Here is a 14,981-nt window from a genome sequence, read left to right on the forward strand (position 1 = left end):
GACCGGTCAGCGGTGCACGTGGGGCGAGTCGTGCGAGTCTGTGGCTGTTGCCGAGCGCCTCAAGGTATTCGTGACAGCCCATCTCGGCATCGCTTCCAGCGGCGCTGTCGCTGGCACCCGTTGCGCGAAACATTATTGACGGCATGCCCGAACACGCGGCTTAACCCGGGCGGGGAGGATACGCTGACGGCATGATCGATGGAGACAGCGCCCCGAATGCAGACCCCGCCGCTAATCCCGACCTCGCACCGGCCCATCGGGGCATTCCGATGCCCGATTATGTCAACGCGTGGGTATCGACGCAGCGGTGGTTCGGCAACAAGGGGCAGATGCCGGTTCTTCGCAGCATTGGCCATTTCTCTCTAGACTCGATCGACCCGGACATCACCATTCGCATCGACCTCATGTTGGACACGGCGAGCCTGGGCCTCACCCTCTACCAACTGCCGACCACGGAGCGGGCTTATGAACTTGCCGGCTCAGCCAATGCCCTGATCACCGAGCGCAAAACCGGCTCCGACCGAGCACGCTTCATTTATGACGCCGCCTATGACCCGATCTTCGCCTCTGCAGTGCTCAGCTTCATGGAACTGCAGGGCGTGACGAGTTCGACCGGTGCTCCGGCACATGACCATACCGCCGCCAGCGCGCACGGCGAAGATTTGAGACCGGATTCCGCCTCCCCTCGGGAGGCCGCTGTGGTCTCCAGCCGCGTCCTCGACGGTGAGCAATCCAACACCTCGATCGTCGTGCAGCGCACGGACGCAACCGGTACGCCGACAACGCCGATCATCTGCAAGATTTTCCGCATCATTCATGCCGGTGAAAATCCTGATGTAGTGGTGCAGGCCGCACTGTCCAGCGCCGGATCAGAGCGGATCCCGCTCCCTTTCGGGGACATTCTTGGCCAATGGGATGACCCCGCCGAACCTGACAGTCGGGCCGTCGGCCATCTGGCCTTTGCCCAGGAATTTCTGCCCGATGCCCCAGATGCGTGGCGTACAGCCCTGGTCGCTGCGGCTTCCGGCAGCGACTTCACGGGTCCGGCTTTTCGACTGGGTCAGGCTACCGCCGATGTACACCAGGACCTCGCCCGCACTTTGCCGACGCTGGATGTGACCCCCGCGGTCATCGCCGACGAAATGGCCAAGATGCGGCAGCGTTGCCGCCAGGCCCTGCACGAAGTACCGATCCTGACCCAATACGGCGCTGCCATCGAGGCGGTCTTCGCTCGTGCGGAGACAGCGACCTGGCCGCGATTGCAGCGCATTCACGGTGATTTCCACCTCGGCCAGGTGCTCGACGTGCGCGGTCGTGGCTGGGTATTGCTGGACTTTGAGGGGGAACCTCTGCGCACCCTGCGGGAACGGACTCGGCCCGATATCCCGCTGCGCGATGTCGCCGGGATGCTGCGATCGTTCTCCTACGTTGCGGGTGCTATGACGGCAGCGACGGACGACTCGACCAGGGCGGAGGCGCCGGGCGAACCAGTCGCCGGAGAATCAACGGCTGCCGGATCCACTATTTTCCAGTGGGCCATGGCCTGCCGCAATGCCTTTCTCAACGGTTATGCGGAACGCTCCGGCGTGAAACTTGCCGAGCAAAGGACCTTGCTCGATGCGTTCGAACTCGACAAGGCACTCTATGAAGCCGTCTACGAGATACGTAACCGCCCGACCTGGCTGCCGATCCCTCTCGCCGCGATCGAGCGGCTGGTCGGCGGGTCGAACTAACCGCCGTTGTGGAAAATGCCGAGGTGCGGTGACACCATCCGTTGGGCCTGAAACCAGACCTGGTCACGGTCGATGCGCAGACCGATTCAAGAGGCCGATTTAGGAGGCCGACCGGGACTGCTTCGCCGTGCGTTTGGGCGTCGGCTTGGCTCGCGCACGGCTAGCCTCGACGCTGCGTCGCAAAGCCTCCATGAGGTCGAGCACCTCGCCGCCCTCACTCTCCTGCACTGTTTCGCCGAGGGTCGCCTCGGTCGACACGGCATCGCCGCTCTTCAACTTGGCCTCGATCAGCGCTTGTAGCTCATCCTGATAATCGTCGTTGAAGGCATCCGGCGCGAAATCAGCCGCGAAGGACTCGACCAGCGCCGCTGACATGTCCAGCTCCTTCGCGCTGATGTTCACCCGCTCATCGAGGGATGCGAATTTGGCCTCTCGCACCTCGTCGTCCCAGAGCAGGGATTGCAGCATCAGCACATCACCGTGTACGCGCAGCGCGCCGAGGCGCGTTTTCTGCCGCAGCGCAAAATGCACAATAGCCGTGCGATCGGTCGCTTCCAGCGTGCGCCGCAGCAACACGTAAGCCTTCGACGATTTACCGTCGGGTTCGAGAAAGTAGCTTTTGTCGAGCATGATCGGGTCGACCTGGTCGCTCGGTACGAATTCGACCACGTCGATCTCTTTGCTGTGCTCGGAAGGCAGTGAGGCGAAGTCCCCGGAACTGAGCACAACCGTCTGCTCACCGTCGTCGTAGGCCTTGTCTATGTGGTCGTAGGGAATAATCTTGGCGCAGATCTCGCAGCAACGTTGATACCGGATACGCCCTCCATCCGCATCGTGAACCTGATGAAGTGCAACGTCGTGATCTTCGGTGGCGCTGTACACCTTGACGGGCACATTGACGAGCCCGAAGGTGATCGCACCGGTCCAGATGCTTCTCATACGCCCAGTACACACCCGAATGAGACATTCGTCGTCTAGTAGACCCAGAGTTTCCGCGGCACAGTTGACGCATGAACGCCAGTAGCCAGGTGGTCTCCATCGAGGGGCACCGCATTACGCTCACCCATCTCGACAAGGTCTTATACCCGAAGACCGGAACCACAAAGGCCGACGTCCTGGCCTATTACGCGGCGAGCGCCGACGTGCTCATCGGTCATGCCGCGAACCGCCCGGCCACCCGCAAACGCTGGGTGCACGGCATCGGCACGAGCGAGAACCCGGGCGCGATGTTTTTTCAGAAGAATCTGGACCCATCGACGCCGAGCTGGGTGAAACGGTGCGAGATCCAGCACAAAGACCATGTCAACACCTATCCACTCGTGAACGACCTCGCCACCCTTACCTGGCTCGGGCAGATGAGCACCCTCGAAATTCACGTGCCGCAGTGGCAGTTCGGCCGCACCGGTACCCCGCGCCATCCCGACCGGCTCGTGCTCGACCTCGACCCGGGGCCGGGGGTTGGACTGCTCGAGTGCGCCGAGGTTGCGCGGCTGGCCCGCGCGATTTTGCACGATATGGGGCTGGAACCGATGCCGGTGACCAGCGGGAGCAAGGGCATCCACCTCTACGCGGCGCTCGACCTGTCATACAGCTCCGACCAGGTCTCGGCGGTGGCGCATGAATTGGCGCGCGCCCTTGAGGCCGACCACCGTGACCTCGTGGTCAGCGACATGAAGAAAAGCCTCCGATCCGGCAAAGTCCTGGTGGACTGGAGCCAGAACAACGCCGCGAAGACCACCATCACGCCATACTCGCTGCGAGGGCTCAGCCACCCCATGGTCGCAACCCCGCGTACCTGGAAGGAGCTCACCTCGGCCGACCTCGAGCAGCTCGACTACAAGCAGGTACTTGCGCGCCTGAAACGACGGGAAGATCCGCTCGCGCAGCTCACAGCCGGGTCTTTCGAGCACCCGGTGAGTGACGCCAGCGCCGCGAGCAAAGGCTCGGCCCCGGCGCTCGTCACGCCGGACCGGCTGACGGCGTACCGCGGCAAGCGGGACGCCGCGAAGACACCCGAACCGGTTCCGGCCGTGTCAGTTGCGGCATCCGCTGGCACGTCGTTCGTAATTCAGGAACACCGCGCCCGCAGCCTGCACTGGGACTTTCGGCTCGAACACGACGGGGTGCTCGTATCGTGGGCGCTGCCCCGCGGTGTGCCGGTAACACCCGCACAGAACCGGCTCGCGGTCCACGTCGAGGATCATCCCCTCGAATACGGCGGCTTCGAGGGAAATATTCCGGTCGGAGAATACGGTGCCGGCGACGTGTCGATCTGGGACCACGGCGAGTACGAACTCGAAAAGTGGCGCGATGACGAGGTGATCGTGACCCTGCACGGCGAACCAGACGCCGGGCTCGGCGGCACCGCCCGGTTCGCCCTCATTCGAACGAGCGACCGCCACACCAGCAAAGCAACGAACAACTGGCTGATTCACCGCATGAAGCCGAACATTTCGGCCTCGGGCGGCTCGCGCACGAATGCCCGGCCGCGCAGCAGGCCTGCGGCGACCCTGACGCCCGCGCCACCGAAGAACGCCTACTCCCCCATGCTCGCCACTGCTGGTTCCGAAGCCGACTTCGGCGACGAGGGGTGGGCCTTCGAAATGAAGTGGGATGGAATGCGGGCCCTCGCCTACGTGTCGCTGCGTGATCAGGCTGTTCGCCTGGTCACCCGCAACGGGCACGATGTGACCGCGTCGTATCCAGATCTTGTGGCCGACCTCCTTGCCGCGGTAGCCGCACGGTCAGAAACGGATTCCGCGGTGCTTGACGGTGAGATCGTGGCCGTCAATAAACGCGGGCGGCCCGATTTCGGACTCCTGCAGACGCGGATGAAATTTACCGAGGCTCGGGATATCGCGTCGGCGGCCGCGACAGCGCCCGTGCAGTTCCTGCTGTTTGATCTGCTCGAAGAGAACGGGGACCCACTCACCGACCTGACCTACAGCGCGAGACGTGACCGGCTCGAGTCCGCGGTCACGGCAACCGGCTCGACCCAGGTGCCGCCGCGGTTTGAGGGTGACTTTTCCGAGGCATTCCACACCAGCCGCCAACTGGGACTGGAGGGGGTCATGGCCAAACGGCTCGACGGGCGCTACGCGATGGGTCGCCGGTCCCACGACTGGGTGAAGATCAAACATTATCGCAACCAGGAAGTGGTGGTGGGCGGCTGGCGACCCGGCCGCGGCAACCGGTCCGGCGCGATCGGCTCGCTGCTGCTCGGGGTACCAACCGACACCGGGCTGCGCTACGTGGGCCGGGTCGGCACGGGGTTCGGGGAACGCGACCTGACCGATATCCGTTCCCGACTGACCGGACTCGTTCGTAAGACCACACCGTTCAGTGACATTACGCCAACGGATGCCCAAGGCGCGGTCTGGGTGCGCCCCACGCTCGTCGCTGAGGTGGAATTCGCCGAGTGGACCGCGACCGGTCGGCTGCGCCAGCCATCCTGGCGGGGGTGGCGCCCCGACAAGACCCCCGGCGACATCACGATCGAATAGTTCTGGCGCGACCTAGCATTACTCCATGGTCAGTGATCGACATCCGAAAAGCGCTGCGACACCACACGCCACACGCGTCACGCGTCGGTGGCCGCTGATCAGCGGTCTCGCTGCGCTCGTACTCACCGTCCTCCTCGGCTATCTGGTGATGCTGCGCGGCGGCGCTGGATCCGCTGGCGCCGGGTCGCTTGCCATCGACCGAGCCTGGCTGATCTGGATCGACCAGTTTCGCGGACCGATCCTGGATATGCCGGCGCTAGTGCTGAATTATCTCGGTGCCGGACTGACCGCATCGCTTCTGATCCCGGCGCTGATCGTGGGCGCGCTGCTTGTGGCCCGGCGATATTGGGCGGCCGGCTACTTTTTTGCGGCGACGGTGCTCACCGGCGCTGCCGTGCAGGCACTCAAGCAGCTGTTCGAGCGCACGCGGCCCCAGGACATTCTGGTGACTGTCGATTTCGGGTCGTTTCCGTCGGGACACGTGGCGAATGCGGCCGTGATGGCGATGATTTTCGCACTACTTTTTCCAAGATTCTGGGTATGGGCGCTCGGTGCCGCCTACACACTGGCCATGATGCTCAGTCGAACCTATCTGGAAGCGCACTGGTTGAGCGACACGATCGGAGCCCTGCTTCTCGGCTCGGGCATTGCTGTTCTCGTCTGGACGCCGCTGGCGGCAAAACTCGACGGCGAACGACGGCTGCCGCGCGGCCAGCACTGACCGCAAATCATTTCTTCTCCGGAACATCATTACTTTCGACAGGACGCGACATGAGCGATACCCGGCCCACAACGGTGTGGCGCATCCGCTATGAGAAATATGTCGCCGATGCCCGGCCACTCTCCGAGGCAGACCGTCGGCGATTGCGCCTGATCGCGATTGCACTCGTGAGCGTTGGTATCGTGCTTTTTGTTGGCGTGCTCATCGACGTGCTACAACCCGACCGGGCATCGTTCTATGATTCTCCGGTGCGCCTGTGGCTAGTGGACGGCCGGTCGCCAACCCTGACGGCGATCATGATCGTACTGGCCATCATCTTCGGTCCGGTGGCACTGCCGATCATCGTGCTGGTGGTGACCGTGGTCTGGGGTGTCGCGGGCAAACACGCCTGGCGACCGCTCCTGCTCGCCCTAGCCATGCTCACCGGGGTCATTCTGGGTCAGATCCTGGTCCCGCTCATCGCCCGCAGCCGGCCACCGCTCGATCTGATGCTGTTTGGCGCCGACCACTCCTTCTCGTTTCCGTCGGGGCACGTTCTCGGCGCGGCCGATTTTGTTCTGGTGCTGACCTATCTGATCGTGTCCCGGCGGTACAGCCGACGCGCGGTCATCGTCGGATTCAGCATCGCCTTGGCCTGCATTGGGCTCGCCGCGGTGAGCCGCCTCTATCTCGGCTATCACTGGGCGACGGATGCCCTGGCCTCACTGTCGATCTCGCTCGTGGTGCTCGGCGGTGTGATCGCCGGGGACACCCGTCATACGGCGCGCGGACTACAGGCGGGCGCGCCGGGCCCGAACAAAACAGTAGACACCATAAACGAGCAGGCCGAAACCGATTAGGGTCAGGGCGATCGTTCCGTACGGCAGGGCGGCGAGTGCCTTGAGCGCCCCGTCGAGCCCGGTGGATTTACTAGCGTCGCGAGTCAGAGCAGCGACGCCGACAAGGATCGCCAATACGCCGAGCGCAACGCCCTTGGCGATGTAACCGACGACACCAAGGGCGACGACCGTGCGGCCGGCCGTTCCGCTCGGAACGGTCAGGTCGGACCGGAATTTCTGCGCTGCACCCTTGTAGATGAAGTAGCCGGCGATCCCGAGCACAGCTACTCCGGCCACAAACAGAACGATGGCACCGCCAGGCGATGCCAGCAGCGACGAGCTGGCGTTCTGGATACTGCTGGCCGAACTCGCCGACCCGCCCCGGGCGAAGGTGAGCGCGGTGGCGCCGAGGGCAAAGTAGACGATGGCCTTGGCGATATTCGCTAACCGCCGAGACCATTTGCGTTTGGGGTCGCCCTGCATGACGAATGCCGAGACGACCAACCACAGCCCGAGGGCGAACATTCCAACGACAACGGTCCAGAGCACAAACACTCCGCCCGGGCTCGATGCGAGCTGCGCCAGTGCCCCGCTCTGGTCGGCGGAGCCGGTGCCCGCACCGAACGCTACGGTGATGGCGATGAATCCGATGAGGATGTGCAGCAGCCCGTTGACGGCGAACCCTACCCGTGCCAGCAGTTGCAGTATGGAACTGTTGTGCGCGTCGCGGGCGATGTGTATCGCCGATGCTTTCATCACGGCCTCAGCATAGGTGGATACACACCGTCGCGCTCAGAATTTTCTTTAGGTGGGCGTCCCACTGATAGTGACCACCCAGGCTGTACCAGACTTGTCCGTCACCAAACCGAAGCTGTCGCACTAGGGCGGCTTCTTGAATGGCATCATGTCGGACCCGCCGTCGACCAGCTTCTCCCAGTACCCGGTGAGTTGGGCCTCGTGCTCGTCAGCTCCGAGTGCATGATTTTGTCCTTCTCGGCCGGATTTTCGCCCGCGTTGTACTCCCCATAGGTGGTGCGGGCGACGTCGCCCCCGAACACGCTCTGGTAGAAGTCCATCGCTTCGCGGGCGTTGTCGCGAAATCCGAGGTACGGGTTGAGACGACTGCTCATGGTTGATTCTCCTCGCCGGTCTACTGAATGCTTGCCGACGGTGGTTCTGTGATCACTGCCTAAATCAGGCATTCGCACGAGCCCTGAGCACCACGAGCCCAGAGCACCACGAGCCCAGAGCCGGGGGCGTAGCCGTTGAGCGGCGCAGGGTGGATGGCAGGGAGGTGCGGGCGGGTACAGTATGGGCATGAAGCTGATCGCCATCGACCCGCCCACCCGCAGTTTTTCGCGCTGGCTGACCGACGAAGAAATCGGGCGGGTACTCGCCCACAAGCGCGGCTGGCGTCAGGCACCCGATGGCACCGTGTTGGCTGGCAAGATTCGCAAGGTGCTTGTCAGCGCCTCGCTTGCGCAACTCGGCGCCGCTTCCGTCGCGCACGGCTGGGCCAGCCGACCACGGGTCGAACCGAACGACGGCAGCGGTCCCACCCACATGATGTGGGGCATCATCGATGCGCGCACCGACGCCGAAATCACAGCGGAGTTGCGCGGGGAAGTCTAAATTGGCCCGGCCAGTTCGACGCCAGTCGCGTAGCGTGGATGCATGAGCCTCAACCCCAGCTACATCAAGCCCGGCCTGGACTTCAACCGCGACACCAATTACATCGAGGACCGCATCACCCGGGATGGCCGCGACGGCTGGCCGGTTGAACCGGGCCGCTACCGACTCGTTGCGGCCCGCGCCTGCCCGTGGGCGAACCGCACTACGATCGTGCGCCGCCTTCTGGGCCTCGAAGGCGTCATTTCTCTCGGCCTGCCCGGCCCTACCCATGACAAAAACAGCTGGACCTTCGACCTCGACCCGGGTGGGGTCGACCCGGTGCTCGGCATCGAACGTCTGCAGCAGGCGTTCTTCACCCGTTTTGCCGACTACCCGCGCGGCATCACCGTGCCGGCGATCGTCGATGTGCCAAGCGGAAAGGTCGTCACCAATAATTATCCCCAGATCACCCTTGATTTGGAGCTCGAATGGACAGACCACCACCGGGCCGGCGCCCCTGACCTCTACCCGGAAGCGTTACGGGCCGAAATCGACGAGGTTGCCAACCTGATCTTTCACGACGTGAATAACGGCGTCTACAAGTGCGGCTTCGCTGGCAGCCAAGAATCGTACGAGCGGGCTTACGACGCCCTCTTCGCCCGGCTGGATTGGCTCGAACAGCGCCTGGCGGGGCAGCGGTATCTTGTGGGCGACACGATCACCGAGGCGGACATCCGCTTGTTTACCACCCTCGCTCGCTTCGACGCGGTATATCACGGGCATTTCAAATGCAATCGCAACAAGCTCAGCGAGATGCCCGTGCTGTGGGCCTATGCCCGCGACCTGTTTCAGACACCCGGCTTTGGGGACACGATCGATTTCGAGCAGATCAAGAAGCACTACTACGTGACCCACGTCGATATCAACCCCAGTGGCATCGTGCCAAAGGGGCCGGATGCTGCTGCTTGGCTGGCTCCGCATTCTCGCGCTGATCTCGGCGGCCGTCCGTTCGGCGCCGGCACCCCGCCCGAGGCACCACTGGCCGCTGAGCGAATCGTGCGTTGAATGACCGTCGGACCGTAGCGCCCTGGTTCGTGTGGATTCCGCGCCCGGCCCTGGTGCGCGCTGAACCGTTGCAGTGACAGCGCACGGGCACCGTTGTCCCGGATAAACGCCTCGCCCACCACGATGACGTGGTGGGCGAGGTCGCGTCTGATAATTCCTAGTTGGAAGCGTCAGCCTTCGGCTGTCGTTTACCAGGGACTAAGGGATGTAGTTGAACTCGTCGGGGTTCGGGCCCGTGCGCTCATTGCGGTTCAGGTCAGTGATCGCGGCGATATCCGCTTCGGTGAGGACGAAGTCGAACAGGGCGAAGTTCTCGTCGACTCGGCTGCGGGTAACCGACTTCGGGAAAACGATGTCGCCCCGCTGCAGGTGCCAGCGCAGGGTGACCTGAGCGGCAGACTTACCGAGACGGTCGGCGATCCCTGTAATCACCGAGTCGGAGAGAACTGCGCCCTGCGCGAGCGGCGACCAGGCCTCGGTCGCGATGCCGTGCTCGGTGTTGAACGCCCGCAGCGCATCCTGCGTGAGGTACGGGTGGACCTCGATCTGGTTGACGGCCGGCACGGTTTCGGTCTCGTCGAACAGACGCTGCAGGTGCTCTCGCTGAAAGTTGCTCACTCCAATGGTGCGCACGCGACCCGAGAGCTGCATTTCCTCCATTGCCTTCCAGGTCTCGACGAAGTCTCCGACAGCCGGGAGCGGCCAGTGGATGAGGAACAGGTCAAGGTAATCGAAGCCGAGGGCGTCCATGGTTCGATCGAAGGCGGCCAGAGCGTCGGCACGGTCATGGAACCCGTTGTTGAGCTTGCTCGTAACGTAGATCTCGGACCGGTTCAGCCCCGACTCAGCGACGGCTTCACCGACCTCTTTCTCATTGCCGTACATCTCGGCCGTGTCAATGTGTCGGTAGCCGGCCGCAAGAGCGGTAAGAGTCGCCGCCTTGGTCGTCTCCGGCGTGACCTGGAAGGTGCCGAATCCGAGCTGCGGAATCGTTGTGCCGTTATTGAGGGTGACGGTGGGGACTACGGTCATGGATGTATCTCCTCGTTCGATATTTGAGTGCGCCGCTATCTGTCTTGCCGACCGCTTTGCCGCTGGTGTTACCCACGGAGAAAGCTTGCTCGGTCACATTAGGGACGTCAGCAGTGTCACGGTGAACGTGCCTAACGGCGTGCACGTTCATCAAAACCAGCCTACCGACGGAGATATTCCGCATGCCTAATGGCCGGTCACACTCCCAGCCCGCACACAATATTGGTGCACGGGCGCACGATGTCGTCGTGAATCACGCGGGACACCTCGCCGACGGTCGGCTACAATGCATCGAACTGGTGCGCGTTCTTCGCAGGTTGCCGTCCTAGCATCGGATCATGATTGAGCGAGTGCAACGCGACCCCATCCGCCCCGGCCAGGAATCCGTCTGGGACTACCCCCGCCCACCCCGCGTCGAACATACCGGGGAACACATCACCATCGAACTCGACGGTGTGACCATCGCCGACACGAGAGATGCCGTGCGGGTGCTCGAGACCAGCCATCCACCGGTGTATTACCTGCCGAGGGATGCCTTCACGTCGGGCGTGCTTCAACCGGGTGCCGGTCATACCCATTGCGAGTTCAAGGGCGCTGCCGGATACCTCTCGGTCGGCTCCCGCGCCCGGTCCGCCTGGTTTTATCCCACACCGAGTGAGGGTTTTGAGTCTCTAACCGACCGCGTCGCTGTTTATCCGGGAGCGATGGACCGGTGCACGGTCGACGGTGAAACGGTGCGCGCACAAGACGGCGACTTTTACGGCGGCTGGATAACCGAAAAAATCGTCGGGCCGTTCAAGGGTGCGGCGGGCACCATGGGCTGGTAGCCCACAGTTCGACACCATTTCATTGCGCGGAATTTCTCAGCTTGGGGTAGCCTCGGACCAGCCTGGCATCCGAAGTATTCGAAACTGAAGGAGTTGCTGTGACCCACAACGCCGTAGACGAAGAGATTCTCAAGCAGTGGATCCGTCGCCTCAGTCAAGCACTGCAGATTGTGGACCTCGAGGTAGACAACGACCTCGTGCTCACCGTCGCCGATGAAGCCGCCCACGCGGTGAATCCAATGGCCGCCCCGATCACGACGTTCATGGTCGGCTATGCCGCCGGTCTTGCCGCAGCCAACCCGGCGATGACCTCACGCACAGCCGTTGCCCGGGCTGTGGATGTGGTCACCGCCGTCTGCCAGCAGCCCGAGAAGGAACACCCCGACGCCACCGGCTGGGTGAACACCGCGCAGTAGCGTCACGAGTCAAGCAGCACGCTCCAATCGAATGATGACAGCCTTCGACACCGGTGTGTTGCTGCCGTCGGCGACACTATCGAGCGGCACGAGCACGTTCGCCTCCGGATAGTAGGCGGCGGCACAACCGCGTGGTGTCGGGTAGGCAACCAGCCGATAGCCGCGTAACACCCGGTCGACGTTGTCACTGAACTCACTGTGCACGTCGACCAGATCGCCATCGACGAAACCTAGAGTGAGCAGATCTTTCTTGTTGATGAAGACAACATGGCGACCCTTCTTAATGCCGCGATAGCGGTCATCCAGGCCGTAGATGGTGGTGTTGAACTGGTCGTGACTGCGCAGCGTCTGCAGCACCAGACGCCCGGGCGGTACTTCAAGATACTCCAGGGTGTTCGTGGTCAGCATGGCCTTGCCGATCGGGGTGTTGAAGGTGCGCGAGTCCCGGGGCCCGTTCGGCAACATGAATCCGCCCTCCTGCCGGATGCGTTCGTTATAGTTCTCAAATCCCTCGACCACGTGGGCGATGTGGTCACGGATACGGTCGTAGTCGGCCTCGAATCCGGCCCAGTCGACCGCGACCGAGTCGGCGAGCACAGCGCTGGCCAGGCGTGAAATAATCGCGACCTCCGAAAGCAGGTTTGGTGCGACCGGCTTGAGCTTTCCCCACGACGGATGCACCGCGCAAACCGTGTCCTCCACGGAGACAAACTGCACCCCGCCGGCCTGCTCGTCGATTTCGGTGCGCCCCAGGGTCGGTAGTATCAGCGCCTCCTCGCCGGTTACAGCGTGCGAGCGATTCAGTTTGGTGGAGATCTGCACGCTCATTTCGGTGCGTTGCATGGCGGCTTCGGCAATGCCGGTGTCGGACATGGCTGCGACGAAGTTGCCGCCAAGCCCTACCCACACCTTCAACTTTCCGTCGCGCATCGCGCGCACTCCGTAGACGGCATCAACGCCGTGCTCGCGTGGCGGGTTGAAACCGAACTCACCTTGCAGGGCGTTGAGGAAAGCCGGCGGCATCTGCTCCCAGATGCCCATGGTGCGGTCACCCTGCACGTTGCTGTGGCCGCGAATCGGTGAGGCACCGGCACCGGGCTTGCCGATGTTGCCGCGCAGCAGCAGCAGGTTGATGATTTCCTTGACGGTATCTACGCCTTTTTTCTGTTGCGTCACCCCCATCGCCCAGGTGATGATCACCCGATCAGCGGCCAGGTAGCGTTTGGCCAATTCGTCGATTTGTGCCGCGCGCAAGCCGGTCGCAGCCAACACCATTTGCTCGTCAAGTTGGGAGAGATGCTGCCGCAGCTCGGTCAACCCGTGGCAATGTTCGTCAAGGAAAGCCTGATCGAGGACGGTTCCTGGGGCGGCGTCCTCGGCGTCGAGCACCCGCTTCGAGACGGCCTGCAGCAACGCCATGTCGCCGCCGAGGCGGATTTGCAGAAACTGGTCTGCTATCTCGGTGCCATGGCCAATCACTCCACGCACCCGCTGCGGGTTCTTGTAGCGGCGCAGACCGGCCTCGGGCAGCGGGTTGATCGCCACGATTTGCGCGCCAGCATCTTTAGCTTCTTCGAGCGCGGTGAGCATACGCGGATGGTTGGTACCGGGGTTTTGGCCGATGATGATGATGAGGTCGGATTTCGCAAAGTCGTCGTAGCTGACCGTGCTCTTGCCAATACCGACGGTCATGCCCATAGCCCAGCCAGTGGATTCATGGCACATATTGGAGCAGTCCGGCAGGTTGTTGGTGCCGTACGCACGCGCGAACAGCTGGTAGGCGAATGCGGCCTCGTTGGAGGCGCGGCCACTCGTGTAGAAGGCGGCTTGGTCGGGCGAGTCAAGACCGTTGAGTTTGGCGGCGATCATGCGAAACGCCTCGGGCCAGCTGACCGGGCGGTAGTGATCGCTGCCGGCTGGCTTGTAGACGGGTTCGACCAGCCGACCCTGCATGCCGAGCCAGTATTCACTCTTCTCGTACAGGTCGTGCAAGGAATGCTCGGCCCAGAAAGTTGTCGGGATGGTGATCGGGGTGGCCTCCCAGGTGACAGCTTTGGCGCCGTTCTCGCAGAACTCAAAGGCCTTGCGGTGCCCGGGGTCGGGCCAGGCGCAGCTCATGCAGTCGAATCCGTCTTTCTGGTTCATCGCCAGGAGGGCGCGCATTCCCCGCGTAGCGCCCATCTGCGTGATCGCCGGCTGCATGGAGTGCAGCACGCCCGGTATGCCGGCGGCCCAGGATTTGGCGTGGGTGACCTCGATGTCGATGTCGGTGACGTCGTTGATCGGGGGTTCACTGCTCATGCTGCACCGCTCTCGTTGCGTTATCGCTTCGCCGCCCATACGGTCGACGCTGGCACGATACACCCACGGGGTTGGAAGCATCCGGTAGTGCCGTGATTATGCCCTTAATACCCCCATGGGTATAGCATGGAGATAATTCCGAACGAAAGGCACCCATCATGTGCAGAGCCGTCACCTGCAAGACCTGTCAGAAGACCACCTGGGCCGGGTGCGGCCAGCACGTCGATCAGGTTATGAAGGGTGTTCCACGCGCCCAGCGATGCGAGGGCCATGTGCAGGAGAAATCCACCAGCGGTTTCTTCGCGCGCCTGCTCGGCCGGTAGCCGCGGCGCCCAGGAGGCCCGGGGTTCAAAGCGACGCCCAGCGACTCGGTCGCCTCACCCTCGATTCGATGTGCGCACCATGATTGGGAGCGTCCTGGTCAAACGCTCGACCGAACACTTACACTCGAGGCACATGACTCTTCCGGAAACTGGCAATGCCGCATCGCGCTCGCGCCGTTCGCTGCCACGGCTGCTCGGCCGGCTGGCCCTCGGCGCCGCGCTGCTTTTGGCTGGAATCAGCCACCTCACGTTCAACCGGGAGGCATTCCAGGCTCAGGTTCCGGCGTGGGTTCTGCTGGACGCCGACTTGGTCGTCGTACTCTCCGGAATAGCCGAAATAATACTGGGAACCGCGTTGCTTACGCTGCACCGGTGGCGAGTACTCGTCGGCTGGGTTGTCGCCGCGTTCTTCGTGGCCATCTTTCCCGGCAACGTCTCACAGTTCGTCACGGCGACCGACTCCTTCGGACTGAATTCGGATCTGTCGCGGGGCATCCGCCTCGCCTTTCAGCCGCTGCTCGTGCTGTGGGCGCTCTGGGCTACCGATGCCTGGCGAGCGTGGCGAGCGTGGCGAGCCCGGCGCAGCCGGGTTGCGGCCCGGCCTCAGTCACACCGATAGCGGCGGTGTGCA

At 63.1% G+C, this 14,981-nt stretch carries 15 protein-coding genes; 10 read left to right on the forward strand and 5 right to left on the reverse strand.

What is annotated here, in order from left to right; translation table 11 throughout:
* The first annotated feature begins 191 nt into the window (after nt 1-191).
* Nucleotides 192-1,733: an aminoglycoside phosphotransferase gene (locus tag CXY74_RS16330; protein WP_104201394.1), complete on the forward strand. Its 1,542-nt coding sequence runs from the start codon at nt 192-194 to the stop codon at nt 1,731-1,733.
* 99 nt (nt 1,734-1,832) lie between these two features.
* On the opposite strand, the gene CXY74_RS16335 is transcribed toward CXY74_RS16330, so the two are convergent.
* Nucleotides 1,833-2,672 carry a Ku protein gene (locus CXY74_RS16335; RefSeq protein ID WP_104201395.1) on the reverse strand — a complete coding sequence of 280 codons (840 nt, stop codon included), beginning with the start codon at nt 2,670-2,672 and terminating at the stop codon, nt 1,833-1,835.
* 71 nt (nt 2,673-2,743) lie between these two features.
* Between CXY74_RS16335 and CXY74_RS16340 the strand changes: the two genes are divergently transcribed.
* Genes CXY74_RS16340 through CXY74_RS16350 form a run of 3 tightly spaced genes read left to right on the forward strand, consistent with a single transcriptional unit; the run spans nt 2,744 to nt 6,796 of the window.
* On the forward strand, nt 2,744-5,236 hold the full coding sequence (locus CXY74_RS16340) for an ATP-dependent DNA ligase (RefSeq protein ID WP_104201396.1): 2,493 nt from the start codon (nt 2,744-2,746) through the stop codon (nt 5,234-5,236).
* 25 nt (nt 5,237-5,261) lie between these two features.
* Nucleotides 5,262-5,957 (forward strand): phosphatase PAP2 family protein, encoded by a 696-nt coding sequence (locus tag CXY74_RS16345; protein WP_233193479.1) that lies wholly within the window; start codon nt 5,262-5,264, stop codon nt 5,955-5,957.
* A 50-nt stretch (nt 5,958-6,007) separates the two neighbouring features.
* Entirely contained in the window at nt 6,008-6,796 is a 789-nt protein-coding gene (locus CXY74_RS16350) for a phosphatase PAP2 family protein (RefSeq protein WP_104201397.1), read from the forward strand.
* On the opposite strand, the gene CXY74_RS16355 is transcribed toward CXY74_RS16350, so the two are convergent.
* Together CXY74_RS16355 and CXY74_RS16360 are read right to left on the reverse strand one after the other, a co-directional pair.
* On the reverse strand, nt 6,728-7,531 hold the full coding sequence (locus tag CXY74_RS16355; RefSeq protein WP_104201398.1) for a DUF1206 domain-containing protein: 804 nt from the start codon (nt 7,529-7,531) through the stop codon (nt 6,728-6,730). The two genes, CXY74_RS16350 and CXY74_RS16355, sit on opposite strands and share 69 nt — an antisense overlap.
* A gap of 146 nt (nt 7,532-7,677) precedes the next feature.
* Nucleotides 7,678-7,905 (reverse strand): hypothetical protein, encoded by a 228-nt coding sequence (locus CXY74_RS16360; RefSeq protein WP_370446169.1) that lies wholly within the window; start codon nt 7,903-7,905, stop codon nt 7,678-7,680.
* Nucleotides 7,906-8,092: 187 nt separating this feature from the next.
* On the opposite strand from CXY74_RS16360, the gene CXY74_RS16365 reads away from it, so the two are divergent.
* Both CXY74_RS16365 and CXY74_RS16370 read left to right on the forward strand, forming a co-directional pair.
* Nucleotides 8,093-8,407: a hypothetical protein gene (locus CXY74_RS16365; RefSeq protein WP_146070177.1), complete on the forward strand. Its 315-nt coding sequence runs from the start codon at nt 8,093-8,095 to the stop codon at nt 8,405-8,407.
* A gap of 42 nt (nt 8,408-8,449) precedes the next feature.
* Complete coding sequence (locus CXY74_RS16370; RefSeq protein WP_104201400.1) at nt 8,450-9,451, forward strand: glutathione S-transferase family protein; 1,002 nt, start codon at nt 8,450-8,452, stop codon at nt 9,449-9,451.
* Nucleotides 9,452-9,649: 198 nt separating this feature from the next.
* Here the strand turns inward: CXY74_RS16370 and CXY74_RS16375 are convergent, their stop codons facing one another.
* Nucleotides 9,650-10,483: an aldo/keto reductase gene (locus CXY74_RS16375; RefSeq protein WP_104201401.1), complete on the reverse strand. Its 834-nt coding sequence runs from the start codon at nt 10,481-10,483 to the stop codon at nt 9,650-9,652.
* A gap of 338 nt (nt 10,484-10,821) precedes the next feature.
* Between CXY74_RS16375 and CXY74_RS16380 the strand changes: the two genes are divergently transcribed.
* Together CXY74_RS16380 and CXY74_RS16385 are read left to right on the forward strand one after the other, a co-directional pair.
* Complete coding sequence (locus CXY74_RS16380) at nt 10,822-11,310, forward strand: DUF427 domain-containing protein (RefSeq protein WP_104201402.1); 489 nt, start codon at nt 10,822-10,824, stop codon at nt 11,308-11,310.
* Between the two features lie 98 nt (nt 11,311-11,408).
* Nucleotides 11,409-11,726 carry a DUF6457 domain-containing protein gene (locus CXY74_RS16385; protein ID WP_104201403.1) on the forward strand — a complete coding sequence of 106 codons (318 nt, stop codon included), beginning with the start codon at nt 11,409-11,411 and terminating at the stop codon, nt 11,724-11,726.
* A gap of 9 nt (nt 11,727-11,735) precedes the next feature.
* Here the strand turns inward: CXY74_RS16385 and CXY74_RS16390 are convergent, their stop codons facing one another.
* The gene (locus tag CXY74_RS16390) at nt 11,736-14,027 is read right to left on the reverse strand and encodes an FdhF/YdeP family oxidoreductase (protein ID WP_104201404.1); all 2,292 of its coding nucleotides are present in this window, start codon (nt 14,025-14,027) and stop codon (nt 11,736-11,738) included.
* Between the two features lie 158 nt (nt 14,028-14,185).
* On the opposite strand from CXY74_RS16390, the gene CXY74_RS17780 reads away from it, so the two are divergent.
* Together CXY74_RS17780 and CXY74_RS16395 are read left to right on the forward strand one after the other, a co-directional pair.
* Nucleotides 14,186-14,350, forward strand: a complete 165-nt coding sequence (locus CXY74_RS17780; RefSeq protein WP_199183269.1) for a hypothetical protein — start codon at nt 14,186-14,188, stop codon at nt 14,348-14,350.
* 133 nt (nt 14,351-14,483) lie between these two features.
* Nucleotides 14,484-14,969 (forward strand): hypothetical protein, encoded by a 486-nt coding sequence (locus CXY74_RS16395; protein WP_104201405.1) that lies wholly within the window; start codon nt 14,484-14,486, stop codon nt 14,967-14,969.
* Nucleotides 14,970-14,981 lie beyond the last annotated feature (12 nt).

Origin of the sequence: Cryobacterium sp. Y29, assembly GCF_002929825.1 — a bacterium.
In the GTDB taxonomy this organism is placed as follows: Bacteria; Actinomycetota; Actinomycetes; order Actinomycetales; family Microbacteriaceae; genus Cryobacterium.